This is a genomic window from Marinobacter sp. SS5-14b (genome assembly GCF_030541005.1).
In the GTDB taxonomy this organism is placed as follows: Bacteria; Pseudomonadota; Gammaproteobacteria; order Pseudomonadales; family Oleiphilaceae; genus Marinobacter.
In genome coordinates, this window is record NZ_JASSVM010000002.1 from 257,561 (window position 1) to 270,433 (window position 12,873).

Genomic DNA, 12,873 nt, shown 5'->3' on the forward strand with positions numbered 1-12,873 from the left:
GAAATGAGCGCCCTTTCTACATCCTTTTGATGAACTCTTTGTGTCAGAACCCGGATGAGTTCACGGATTCAGAGCATGTCACAGAACTGCCATAACCGGTTGTTAGTGTGGCCTGCACGCTGGGCAGGGTCTTCCTGTGTGCCCTGCGGGCCGGAATGATCAATATTGCCAATGGAAGGGCTGTTGAAACGTAGCTACAAGCCAATCCATCAGAGTAATGTTCAATGCAGTTCAAGCCCGCCTCGTCCTTGAGTAATGTTCAGGTAGCCATGCTGGTACTTGGGGCACTGACCGTGGTGTTTATCTGGGCTCTGTTCGTTTTTAACCTGAGCAGCGCCCGGGCTGACGCACTGGCTGCACGACAAGCGGAGCACCGAAACCTGGCCTTGATTGTCTCTGAAAGTCTCAAGCAAATGACTGACAGGGCCAGAGCCATGGCCAGCCTGGTCGATGACGGCCCGGATTATGATGCTTCCTCGAATTTTGACCAGCTGCTGACCCTGCTGGCGGAAGATCCCGTTTTCAATCGCCTGAGTCTCTACAGTGCAAACGGCAGTCGCCTGTATGCCAGCCACCCCGATACCACTCATCCCCGGCTCGCGGCCTGGCTCAGCCAGTTTTCTGACCATGTTGGCCGGCACGGTGCTGTACCTATGCTGCCCCTCAAGGGACGGGACGTGGCTGCCCAATCACGCAATTCCGCCTGGCGTTTGCCTTTCCTGGTGCCCGCAGGCCTGCAGGGCAGACAGGATGACAACATTATCCTGATTGAGCTGGATGTTGGATATCTGGGCGGGCTTCTTCAGCACATCGAACTGGGTGAAAAGGGCTTTATCCAGGTGCTGGATGCCGATGGCGGGGAATGGATGCGGGCTGATACCAGCGGGGTGATTGTGGGTGGTGCCCCGGTGCCCGGAATTAAACCTGCTCTGAATGGGAGGATCATCAGCGGCCAGTCGGTGTTCCGCACAGGAGAGAAAACGTACCAGTTTGTCTTCGTTACCCGCCCCGCCCACGGTTTCACCGTGAGTGTCAGTCAGCCTTATGAGGAAATTCTCGGACCACTTAAGAGTAATCAGCGCAAGCAGCTGGTGATCAATATCCTGATGACGCTGGTGGTGGGTGGCATTGTGTATTGGCTGGCCCGGGGCCTTAAGCAGCAGCAGAAGGTGCTTCGTGCCCTTCAGCTTTCGGAGCGCAAAAATCAGCAACTGATCAATCGTCTGGAAGGCGAGCATGCCCGCAGTAGCCGCGCGGCGACCATCGATCACCTGAGCGGGCTGTTTAACCGGCGACAGTTTCTGGAGGCTGCACCCCAGGTTCTGGCAGAGCAGCGGCGAAACCGATGCCTGTCTGCACTGCTGTTTCTTGATCTGGATCGTTTCAAATCGATAAATGATTCGCTTGGGCATCATGTTGGGGATCTGCTGCTGCAGGCAGTTGCCGGGCGCATAAAACGGATGCTGGGGCCGCAGGATATTGCTGCCCGTTTCGGTGGTGACGAATTTGTGTTGTTACTGGCGGGGAGCCGGGCGGAACAGGATGTGGAGCAGTGGTGCACCGGGCTGACCAGTCATTTGTCGGCCCCCTATGAGCTGGATGGTGCTGAGGTGAATTGCAGCGCCAGTATTGGTATCGCCATTTGCCCCCGGGATGGCCAGAGTATCGAGGACCTGATGCGCGGCGCGGATGCCGCCATGTATTCTGCCAAGAAAGCGGGCCGCGGCCAGTATCACTTTTTTGACCAGTCACTCAATGTTCAGGATATCGAGGTTTTCCGCCTCGAGCAGTCGTTTACCGAGGCGCTGCGAAACCGGGAGTTTGTTCTGTATTACCAACCCCAGGTTTGTCTCGACACCATGGAGGTGGTTGGCTTTGAGGCATTAGTGCGGTGGCAGCATCCGGAGTTTGGCCTGTTGTTCCCGGACCGGTTTATTCCGATGGCTGAAGCGAGTGGTTTCGTGATTCCGTTAGGGCTGGAGGTTCTCCGCCTGGCTTGTGCGCAGATTGTTGCCTGGGAGGCTGATGGCCTGCCTGCCCGGACGGTGGCGGTCAATGTGTCCCCGATTCAACTGGCCCGGCCTGAATTCTCTGAGCAGGTGCTGGCGATGATTGCCGAACATGGCCTGAAGGTGAATCAGCTGGAGCTGGAGATCACCGAAACGGCCATGCTGGATGCCAAGGCTGTTGATAACCTGCATTGCCTGAAACGGGCTGGCGTTAAGCTGAGCCTGGATGATTTCGGCACCGGTTATTCCGGCTTTGCGCATCTTGAGGCTGTGCCGGTTGATAAGCTCAAGATTGACCGCAGCCTGATCAGCAAAATCAGCAACAGTCACGATGACAGCCCGGTGGTTTCATCCACCATTATTCTGGCAAAGCGCATGAAGCTGGCAGTGGTGGCGGAAGGTGTCGAAACCCGGGAACAGCTTGTGCATCTGAAAGTCGCTGGTTGCGATATTGGCCAGGGCTACCACATCAGTCGCCCTATTCCCCCGGAACAGATTCCGAACTTTCTGCGAACTTTCACTCGCGCTGAAACCGTTGCTTGAACCTGATGGAAGGGTAAGGTAATGCTCGCCGGCTGTCGGTTTATCAGCCTGAATAGATACAGTAAAAAAACAATAAGAAGGGAAAGTGGTCGGCGTGGCAGGATTCGAACCTGCGACCCCTTCGTCCCGAACGAAGTGCGCTACCAAGCTGCGCTACACGCCGATCAACGGCCGGTATTATACGGATTACCGGCCGTTTTACCAGCCCCGTCCCTGGGGATAGTTGTCCGTAGAATTGCGGAGCGGTCCTGTTATCCGGCCGTGGGCAACAGCGAAATATCGGCTACCCGCAGGAACAGATTGCGCAGTCGGTTGAGCAGTGCCAGGCGGTTGTTGCGCACGGCATCGTCTTCCGCCATCACCATCACTTCGTCGAAGAAGGTGTCGACCGGTTCGCGCAGGTTGGCCAGTGCGGTCAGCGCGCTGGCGTAGTCGCCCTGCTCGAACAGCGGCAGTACTTTGTCTGCCAGCTCATCCACTTTGGCGGCCAGGGCTTTCTCCGAGGCATCTTGCAGCAGCGCGCCATCAACGGCCTCGCCGATGCTGTCGCCACCCTGCTTGGTGAGGATGTTGGAGACTCGCTTGTTGGCGCCGGCCAGGGCCTGAGCTTCCGGCAGCTGGCGGAAGGCTTCCACGGCTTTTACCCGGCGGTCGAAGTCCAGCGGGCGGGTCGGGCGGCGAGCGTGCACCGCCAGGTACACCTCGGCGCCGATGCCCTGCTCGTCGTAGTGGGCCCGGAAGCGCTCCAGCATGTAGTCCACCACGGTGCTGGCGGTGTTCTGCTCGGTCAGTACCGTGAAGTTCTGTTCGGCCCACTCACACACGGTTTGCAGGTCCAGTGGCAGCTGGCGCTCGATGATGATGCGCAGCACACCCAATGACGCGCGGCGCAACGCGAACGGATCACGGGTACCGGACGGCGGCTGGTTGATGCCGAACAGGCCCACCAGGGAATCGATGCGGTCAGCGATGGCCACGGCACAACCGGTCAGGGTGGTGGGCAGGTCGTCGCCGGCAAAGCGCGGCATGTATTGCTCGTTCAGGGCCTTGGCGACGTCGGCGTGCTCGCCGTCGTTGCTGGCGTAGTACTGGCCCATGATGCCCTGAAGGTCGGTGAACTCAAGCACCATTTCAGTCACCAGGTCGGTCTTGGCCAGCATGGCGGCGCGCTCGGCCAGGGCAGGGTCGCTGTCGATAGCCTCGGCAATTTTCTTCGCCAGTGCGGCCACCCGTACGGATTTGTCGTAAAGGCTGCCGAGCTTGTCCTGGAATACGATGGGCTTGAGCGCCTCGATGCGATCTTCCAGTTTGGTTTTGCGATCGGTCTCATAGAAGAAGGCGGCGTCGGACAGACGAGGACGGATCACCTTCTCGTTACCGGAAACCACCTGGGCCGGGTCTTTGCTTTCCAGGTTGGCCACGGTGATGAACAGCGGCAACATCTGGTCATTGGCGTCGACCACGTGGAAGTACTTCTGGTGCTCCTTCATGGAGGAGATCAACGCCTCGGCGGGCACGTCCAGGAAGCGCTCCTCGAAGCGGCCCATCAGTGGCACCGGCCACTCGTTCAGAGCGGTCACTTCGTCCAGCAGGTCTTCGTCGATCACGGCCTTGCCGTTGGCTTCTTTCTCGGCCAGGGCGTTGACACCGGCACGGATCTGTTCACGGCGCTCGGCGAAGTCGGCCAGTACGTAGCCTTCCTGCTTGAGAACCACTTCGTAATCGGCCGGGGTGGGTACGATCAGCTCTTTCGGGCAGTGGAACCGGTGGCCGCGGGTTTTGTTGCCGGGCTTGAGGGTCATCACAGGGGTGTCGATAACCTTGTTGCCGTACAGCAGAATCAGCCAGTGTACCGGGCGCACGAATTCGGTTTTGTGGGCACCCCAACGCATACGCTTGGGGATGGGCAGTGCGGCCAGGGATTTTTCCACCAGCTCCGGCATCAGTTCGACGGTGGGCCGGCCCTTCTCGACGGTGCGATAGACCAGCCAGGCGCCTTTGTCGGTTTCCAGCGTGTCGAGTTGGTCCGGGGTGATGCCCAATGAGGTGGCAAAGCCGGTCAGGGCCCGGGTGGGGTTGCCGGCATCGTCAAAGGCGGCTTTTACTGCCGGGCCACGTTTTTCAACCGATTTATCCGGCTGGGCATCGGCCAGGTCACGGATACGCACCGCCAGGCGGCGGGGTGCGGCGAAAGCTTCTACCTTGCCAAAGGCCACGCCAGCTTCTTCCAGGCCTTTGGTAATGCCTTGTGTGAAAGCGTCGGATAGCGGTTTCAGCGCCTTTGGGGGCAGTTCTTCCGTGCCCAGTTCAACCAGAAAATCCTGTGTAGCCATTATGCGTTCCCCTGTTCCTGCGGTGCCTTTTTCGCTTTCTTGCCTTGTTTGCCATTGGCTTTGGCGTCGGCGGCTTCTGCGGCCGCCAGCACTTCTTTACGGAGTGCCTCGGGCGCCAGAGGGAAGCCCAGCTTGCGGCGGCTGTCGAAGTAGGCCTGGGCGACAGATCGTGCCAGGGTGCGTACACGCAGGATGAAACGCTGGCGCTCGGTCACGGAAATGGCGTGGCGGGCGTCCAGCAGGTTGAAGGTGTGGGAGGCTTTGAGCACCTGTTCGTAGGCAGGCAGCGGCAGGCCGGCATCAATCAGGCGGGCGCTTTCGCGCTCGTACACGTCAAAGCTGTGGAACAGGAACTCGGTGTCGGCGTGTTCAAAGTTGTAAGTGGACATTTCCACTTCCTGCTGATGGAACACGTCGCCGTAGGTCACTACGCCGTCTGGGCCGTTGGTCCACACCAGGTCGTACACGCTGTCCACGCCCTGCAGGTACATGGCGATACGCTCGAGGCCGTAGGTCAGCTCGCCGGTAACCGGATAGCATTCCAGGCCGCCCACCTGCTGGAAGTAGGTAAACTGGGTGACTTCCATACCGTTCAGCCAGATTTCCCAGCCCAGGCCCCAGGCGCCCAGCGTCGGGGACTCCCAGTTGTCTTCAACAAAGCGGATGTCGTGTACCAGTGGGTCCAGCCCCAGTGCCCTGAGGGAGTCCAGGTACAGTTCCTGGATGTTGTCCGGGGAGGGCTTGAGCACAACTTGAAACTGGTAGTAGTGCTGCAGACGGTTCGGGTTTTCGCCGTAGCGGCCGTCGGTTGGCCGGCGACTGGGCTGCACGTAAGCGGCGTTCCAGGTTTCCGGACCAATGGAGCGCAGGAAGGTAGCCGGGTGGAATGTGCCGGCGCCGACTTCCATATCGAGAGGCTGGAGAACCACGCAGCCATGCTGCGCCCAGAAATTCTGCAGAGCCAGAATCAGACCCTGGAAGGTCTTGATATCCGGCGCGGAGTTGTTGGTTGCCTTGTCTGTCACGACGTTTGCCTGCTGGTCAGTCTGTGTGTGGCGCCCCGCTTAATGGGGCACTCCGGAATTTTGAAAACGCGCATTATACGCTGGCTGGCGTTGCATTTCTAAGTGCACGCCAGCCTGTTGTTTTGTCTGGGATCAATCAGAAGAACGTGAGGCCCACCTGGAACAGTTTTTCGACATCGCGAATCCGGGTTTTGTCCACCAGGAACAGAATCACGTGGTCGTCGGGCTGCACCCGCAGATGGTCGTGGGCGACCAGGACTTCGTTGTGCCGGACAATGGCGCCAATGGTGGTGCCCGGGGGCAGGTTGATCTCGTCCAGGCGTTTGCCGACGACTTTTGAGGACCGGTGATCGCCGTGGGCGATGGCCTCTATCGCTTCGGCGGCGCCGCGGCGCAGGGAGTGCACGTTCACCACATCGCCCCGTCGCACGTGGGTGAGCAGGCTGCCGATGGTGGTCTGCTGGGGCGAAATGGCCACGTCGATATCGCCGCCCTGGATCAGGTCGACGTAATCCGGGTTGTTGATCAGGGTGAGTACCTTGCGGGCGCCGAGGCGCTTGGCCAGCAAGGAGGCCATAATGTTGGCTTCGTCGTCGTTGGTGACGGCGCAGAACACATCGGTGTTTTCGATGTTTTCTTCCAGCAGGATGTCTTTGTTGGCCGCGTTGCCTTCGAGTACCACGGTTTTCCGTAACCGTTCCGACAACATCACACAGCGATCGTGATTCCTCTCGAGTATTTTGACCTGATAGCGACCTTCCAGAGTGCTTGCCAGGCGGTAACCGATGTTGCCGCCGCCGCAGATGAAGATGCGTTTGTAAGGTTTGGACAGCGGCTGCAATTCGCTCATCACTGAGCGGATGTGGTCGGCGGCAGCAATAAAGAAGACTTCGTCGCCATCTTCGATCACGGTGTTGCCCTGGGGCATGATGGCGCGGTCTTTCCGGAAAATGGCCGCAACCCGGGTGTCGATCTTGGGCATATGGGTGCGCAGGTAGGACAGCTCCCGGCCTACCAGAGGGCCACCTTCGATGGCGCGGATGGCTACAAGTCGGGTCAAGCCCTTGGAAAATTCCAGCACCTGAAGCGTACCGGGGTATTCAATCAACCGGGTTATGTGTTGGGTAACGAGCTGTTCCGGACTGATCAGAACGTCAATCGGAAAGCCCCGCAGGCTGTCCAGGTCTTTGACCGTGTCTTTGTTGTAGAAAAGTTCGGATTTTGCCAGATAGGCCCCGGCGCGCACCCGACAGATAGTGGTGGGGGTTTTATACAGCAGTTTGGATACCTGGCAGGCCACCATATTGGTTTCATCGCTGTTGGTAACGGCGATGATCATATCCGCATCTTCGGCGCCAGCCTGGCGTAAAACGGTCGGATAAGAGGCCCGGCCGTGCATGGTGCGAATGTCCAGGCGGTCCTGCAGCTCCCGGAGGCGAACGCTGTCGCTGTCTACGACGGTGATGTCGTTGGCTTCGTTGGCAAGGTTTTCGGCAAGGGTGCCGCCCACCTGGCCGGCGCCGAGAATCAGGATCTTCATGCTTCAGGTTTCTCCAGCACGGCATAGAAAAAGCCGTCGTGGCTGTCCGGGTCTGGCAGTAACTGGCGGCCGGTGGTCATGTCGCGGCCCCAGTCTGCGTCTGTCTGAATCAGCGTTGCCTGGTCTTGCTGTTTCAGGAATCGCTGGATTATACGGTGGTTCTCCTGTGGAAACACCGAACAGGTCGCGTACACCAGCCGCCCGCCTGGTTTCAGGATAGACCACATGGCATCGAGCAGGCCGAGCTGAATGGCGGCCAGAGGCACGATGTCGGACTCCCGGCGCAGCAGCTTGATATCCGGATGCCGGCGGATGACGCCGGTGGCGCTGCAGGGTACGTCCAGCAGGATGCGATCAAAGGCGTCGCCGTCCCACCACTGGTCGATGTCGGCGGCATCGGCTTGTTTCAGGGTAGCGACGAGATCCAACCGGTCGAGGTTTTCCTGAACTCTGGGTAGCCGCTCGGCGGATTCGTCGATGGCGACCACTTCGGCCAGGCCGGCGCGGGCTTCCAGAATGGCGCAGGTTTTGCCGCCCGGGGCCGCACAGGCGTCCAGCACTCGTTGCCCGGGCTGAAGGTCCATCAGGGTGGTGCACAGCTGGGCGGCTTCATCCTGAACACTGGCGGCGCCGTCTTCGAACCAGGGCAGGCGTTCTACCGGTACCGGGCGCTCAAGCTGAACGCCATGGGGGGCGAAACGGGTTGGTTTGGCCTCAATGCCGGCTTCGGCAAGCAGGTTAAGATACTCATCGCGGCTGAAACGCAGGGCATTCACCCGCAGGGTCATGGGGGCCTGGGTGTTGTTGGCTGCGAGAATGGCTTGCCAATCGTCTGGCCAGTTGTGGCGCAGTTTTTCCACCATCCATACCGGGTGGCTGAAGCGGCTGCTGTCGTCTGCCGGTTCTGGCGCGCCTTCCCGCTCTGCGGCCCTCAGTACACCGTTAACCAGGCCGGTCAGGTGCGGCTTGTCCAGGGCACGGCAGGCTTCGACGGTTTCATTCAATACCGCATAGGTGGCTTGCTCACTGAACCGCAACTGGAACAGCGCTACCAGCATCAGGTGGTGTACCACCCGGTCTGGTTTGCGCAGGGGCTTTTTCAGGCGTTGGTTAAGTTCACCCTCAAGCCGGTGAAACCAGCGGCAGGTACCGTAGCAGATGGCCTGCAGCTGCGGCCGCTGTTCAGGCGGCAATTGGCTCAGGGCTACTGGCAGGCACTGGCTTAGCGACTGTCCGTTTTCCACCGCCAGCAACACATTGGCGGCAACCGCGCGAAACGGCAGGGGTTGATAGGCCATGGTCAGTGCAGCTCCTGTTCGGGCATGAGCACTGGTTTGCCGCCATTAATCAGGTCGTTCACGCTCAGGGCGCGGGTGCCGGGCAGCTGTACCGAAGTCACCCGGAGGCTGCCGGTGCCACAGGCGATGTCGATGCCCTCCCGTTCCCGCCGCAGCACGGTACCGGGTGCTTTGTCTCTGTTTTGTGCCAGCGCCTCGGCCTGATGAATGCGAATGCGCTGATCGCCCAGATCGGTGAAGGTGCCAGGCCAGGGGTTGAAGGCGCGGATCAGCCGTTCAATTTCCGGAGCGCTGCGGGTCCAGTCGATATGGCCTTCTTCTTTCGACAGTTTGTGGGCGTAGTTGGCCTCGTCGTCGTTCTGGGCCTCACCGGTCAGCTCGCCTTTGCTCAGGCTGGTCAGCGCCTCGACGATGGCGCTGCCGCCCATCTCGGCCAGGCGGTCGTGCAGGCGGCCGCCGGTGTCGTCCGGGCGTATAGGGGTGCTTGTTTTCAACAGCATATCGCCGGTATCCAGGCCCACGTCCATCTGCATGATGGTAATGCCGGTTTCGCGGTCACCGGCGGCAATGGCGCGCTGAATGGGCGCTGCACCGCGCCAGCGTGGCAACAGGGAGGCGTGGATGTTCAGGCAGCCGTGGGTGGGAATATCCAGAACGGCCTTCGGCAGAATCAGGCCGTAGGCGGCCACGATCATTACGTCGGGGTTCAGAGCGGCCAGTTCCTGCTGGGCATCGTCCGGTTTCAGGCTGTCGGGCTGGAATACGGGCAGGCCGGCATCCAGAGCTACCTGCTTGACCGGGCTGGGCATCAGCTTTCGTCCGCGGCCAGCAGGCCGGTCCGGCTGGCTGTACACGCCCACCACGTTATGGCCGGCGGCGAGTAGAGCTTTAAGAGCGGTGGCTGCAAAATCCGGTGTTCCGGCAAAAACGATTCGCACGGTGGTGGTGTCTCTGTGTCGCTGAATACGAAAAAACCGGGTCGCAACCCGGTCCAGGAATCTGTTCGATGTCGAGTGCCGCTCAGGCGCTCTGTTTGTGCTGTTTCTCCAGCTTCTTGCGAATACGGGTTCGCTTGAGCGAGCTGAGGTAATCCACAAACAGTTTGCCGTTCAGATGGTCCATCTCATGCTGGATACACACGGCCAGCAGGCCGGTCGCCTCCAGAACAAACTCTTCGCCGTTACGATCTCTGGCGGTGATCCGGCAGTGCTCGATGCGTTTTACATCTTCATAAAAGCCGGGCACCGACAGGCAGCCTTCCTGCATGGCTTCGAGTTCACCATCCAGAACCTCGACCTTCGGGTTGATGAATACCCGAGGTTCGCTCTTGTCTTCCGACAGGTCCATCACGATGATCTGCTTGTGCACGTTCACCTGAGTGGCCGCCAGGCCAATGCCGGGGGCATCGTACATGGTCTCGAACATGTCGTCGATCAGTGTTCGGATCTCGTCGGTTACCTCGTCTACCGGCTTGGCAATGGTGCGAAGACGGGGATCCGGATACTCAAGAATCTCTAAAATCATAGTGCTCTGGCTTCTCTGAAATGCGACGGCGGTCTGCGCAAATTTTCTTCACGAATCTATTATGAAGAAAGTGTGATGTTTCTATTATCCGATAAATTACCGATTGAGTACAAACTGATCAGTTAATAGTTAAAATCTTTCGGTCGTTCTACAGAATTCACTGGAAGAACAAAAGATAACATCACAAATTCCCGGACTTCTTCTATAGTAACGGGAATAACATCGTAATAAGCTGCAAAAAGACTGCGGTGATATTACCGAACGCAAAGAATCAAGGCACGCGATCAAGGATACAGACAATGAGGAAACTGTTGTACGCTCTGGCAGCCACTGCGCTGCTGTTTACCTCCTGGGCCCAGGCACAACCGGAGTTCAAGGCTGATCATCCTGAGCGTTACACCGTCGTCAAAGGGGATACCCTTTGGGACATTTCAGGGCGCTTCCTGAACAACCCCTGGTACTGGCCGGAAATCTGGCACGTCAACCCGCAGGTGGCCAACCCTCACCTGATCTATCCGGGTGACCGTCTGGCGCTGGTATACATCGACGGCAAGCCACGGATCACCAAAGTCGCTACCGGTGATGTAAAGCTGTCTCCTCAGATTCGTTCCGAAGCCATTGATACTCCGATTCCGGCGATTCCGCTGGATGCCATTGCCAGCTTCCTGACCGACACCCGCATCGTGACGCCAGAAGAACTCAACGGTGCACCCTATGTGCTTGAGGGTGAAGACGGCCGCATCATTACCGGCGCTGGTGACAAGATCTACGCCCGTGGTGAAAAGCCGGCGGACCGCGTTGGGGTGTTTCGTCGCAGCAAAGAGTTTGTTGATCCGGATACCGGTGAGTTTCTGGGCCTGGAGGCCCGCAGCATCGCTCGCGGTAACGTGGCGGCCGAAAACGGTGACGTGCTGACGGTGAACCTGACCCGCTCCAGCGAAGAAGTTCGCATTGCTGACCGCCTGCTGGTAAACGAAGATCGCCGCCTGACCACCAACTTTGTACCCAGCTCTCCGGACTCAAAGATCGAAGGCAAAATGATTTCCGTCGACGGCGGTGTTAATCAGATTGGCCAGTACAATGTGGTCGCCATTAACCGCGGTGAGCGCGAAGGCCTGAAGGCCGGTAACGTGATGGCCGTGTTGAAGAGCGGCAATCTGGTGCGTGACCCGGTAACGGGTGAAACCATCGAGCTGCCCTCCGAGCGTGCGGGACTGCTGATGGTGTTCCAGGTGTATGAAAAAATGAGCTATGGTCTGGTGCTTAAGGCGACCCGGCCGCTGTCGGTGGGTGACAAGGTGGTTAACCCCTGATGCGATTGAGTGCTGCGTAATCTGAGCGGCAAACGCATCGGTTAGCGCCGGTGTGTGATGTTAGCAGAACAGAATGGCCGGGCCGGAGCGCCCGGCCATTGTCATTTTCAAGGATGAAATATGTCAGAACAGGAATTTCTTCAGTCTGAAGCTGGCCGCTGGCTGGTTCTTTCTCTTCTCCCCCGGTTTGGCCTTCGGGTCCGCGAGCAGGTGCAGGCGAATACCGAAAGCCTGACCGATCTGCTATTGATGAATTCCGCTACCCTGAAAGCCATGGGGCTGGGCAGTGAGGCCATTGAGCTGGTGCACGCCTGGCAATCGGATGCTACCGGCCATAGCAAAATCCAGCACGCGCTCAGTATTCAGCAAGGGTGCCATCAGCACGGCATTGTGATGATCGGCCAGGGTCACCCCGATTTCCCGGACGCACTCAGGCATATCCATAATGCACCTTTGTTGCTGTACGGCCTTGGTAATACCCGCTTGTTGCAGCAGGATCAGTTGGGTGTGGTTGGCAGCCGCAATGCGACCCGTCAGGGGCTGGACCACGCCCGGCGTTTTGCGGCGGAACTGAGCAACCGGGGCCTGCTGATAACCAGCGGGCTGGCGCTGGGGATTGATGGTGCCGCCCATGCGGGTGCTCTGGACGCTGGCCATCCGACGGTCGCGGTGGTTGGCTGCGGCCTCGACCGGCTGTACCCGGCCCAGCACCGAAAGCTGGCGCATCGGATTGTTGAGAATGGGCTGATTGTGTCGGAATACCCGCCGGGGACTCAGGCCCGCGCCGCGCACTTTCCCCAGAGAAACCGGATTATCAGTGGCCTGAGCCGTGGCGTGCTGGTGGTCGAGGCGGGCCTGAAAAGTGGTTCTTTGATCACGGCCAGAACCGCCCTGGAACAGGGGCGTGAGGTGTTTGCCATCCCCGGCTCGGTGCATAGCCCGGTCGCCAGAGGCTGCCATCATCTGATCAAACAGGGCGCCCGGTTGGTGGAGACCGCGGACGATATTCTGGAAGAGCTGGGCACCTGGTGGTCGATGCAGGAAAAGCCGGCTTCTGAGCCTTTGAGTGAACCCGAAGTGCCGGATCTGGACACCCGGGAAATCGCGGTGTTCGAGGCTTTGGGGTATGATCCGCAATCGACGGATACACTGAGCCTGGCGACCGGATTGCCAGCCGATCAGCTGATGCAGGCACTTTTGCTGCTGGAGCTGGAAGGCCTGGCTCATTCCGCCCCTGGCGGCTATCTGCGAGTGCGCTGAACAGGGTATTTTCATTACTTGATTAATC

Annotated in this window: 9 protein-coding genes and 1 tRNA gene; 3 read left to right on the plus strand and 7 right to left on the minus strand. The window is 59.1% G+C overall.

Going from position 1 to position 12,873, the window contains the following annotated elements; genetic code table 11:
* Positions 1 to 224 precede the first annotated feature (224 nt).
* Positions 225 to 2,552 carry a bifunctional diguanylate cyclase/phosphodiesterase gene (locus QPL95_RS05155; RefSeq protein ID WP_303289935.1) on the plus strand — a complete coding sequence of 776 codons (2,328 nt, stop codon included), beginning with the start codon at positions 225 to 227 and terminating at the stop codon, positions 2,550 to 2,552.
* An 86-nt stretch (positions 2,553 to 2,638) separates the two neighbouring features.
* On the opposite strand, the gene QPL95_RS05160 is transcribed toward QPL95_RS05155, so the two are convergent.
* The 7 genes from QPL95_RS05160 to def form a co-directional block, all read right to left on the minus strand.
* Positions 2,639 to 2,715 (minus strand) — tRNA-Pro (locus QPL95_RS05160).
* 88 nt (positions 2,716 to 2,803) lie between these two features.
* The gene (gene glyS / locus QPL95_RS05165; protein ID WP_303289936.1) at positions 2,804 to 4,885 is read right to left on the minus strand and encodes a glycine--tRNA ligase subunit beta; all 2,082 of its coding nucleotides are present in this window, start codon (positions 4,883 to 4,885) and stop codon (positions 2,804 to 2,806) included.
* Positions 4,885 to 5,910, minus strand: a complete 1,026-nt coding sequence (gene glyQ / locus QPL95_RS05170) for a glycine--tRNA ligase subunit alpha (protein ID WP_303289937.1) — start codon at positions 5,908 to 5,910, stop codon at positions 4,885 to 4,887. The genes glyS and glyQ overlap by 1 nt, the downstream gene beginning before the upstream one ends.
* Before the next feature lie 136 nt (positions 5,911 to 6,046).
* The gene (trkA, locus tag QPL95_RS05175) at positions 6,047 to 7,450 is read right to left on the minus strand and encodes a Trk system potassium transporter TrkA (protein ID WP_303289938.1); all 1,404 of its coding nucleotides are present in this window, start codon (positions 7,448 to 7,450) and stop codon (positions 6,047 to 6,049) included.
* Positions 7,447 to 8,748 (minus strand): 16S rRNA (cytosine(967)-C(5))-methyltransferase RsmB, encoded by a 1,302-nt coding sequence (rsmB, locus tag QPL95_RS05180; RefSeq protein WP_303289939.1) that lies wholly within the window; start codon positions 8,746 to 8,748, stop codon positions 7,447 to 7,449. Before rsmB ends, trkA begins: the two co-directional genes overlap by 4 nt.
* A 2-nt stretch (positions 8,749 to 8,750) precedes the next feature.
* Positions 8,751 to 9,686, minus strand: coding sequence for a methionyl-tRNA formyltransferase (gene fmt / locus QPL95_RS05185; RefSeq protein WP_303289940.1), 936 nt, complete (start codon positions 9,684 to 9,686; stop codon positions 8,751 to 8,753).
* Positions 9,687 to 9,768: 82 nt separating this feature from the next.
* A complete protein-coding gene (def, locus tag QPL95_RS05190; RefSeq protein WP_303289941.1) occupies positions 9,769 to 10,272 on the minus strand; it encodes a peptide deformylase in 504 nt (167 codons plus the stop codon).
* Between the two features lie 299 nt (positions 10,273 to 10,571).
* On the opposite strand from def, the gene QPL95_RS05195 reads away from it, so the two are divergent.
* Both QPL95_RS05195 and dprA read left to right on the plus strand, forming a co-directional pair.
* Positions 10,572 to 11,585 carry a LysM peptidoglycan-binding domain-containing protein gene (locus QPL95_RS05195; protein ID WP_303289942.1) on the plus strand — a complete coding sequence of 338 codons (1,014 nt, stop codon included), beginning with the start codon at positions 10,572 to 10,574 and terminating at the stop codon, positions 11,583 to 11,585.
* Between the two features lie 120 nt (positions 11,586 to 11,705).
* Positions 11,706 to 12,845, plus strand: coding sequence for a DNA-processing protein DprA (dprA, locus tag QPL95_RS05200; protein ID WP_303289943.1), 1,140 nt, complete (start codon positions 11,706 to 11,708; stop codon positions 12,843 to 12,845).
* Positions 12,846 to 12,873: the final 28 nt, after the last annotated feature.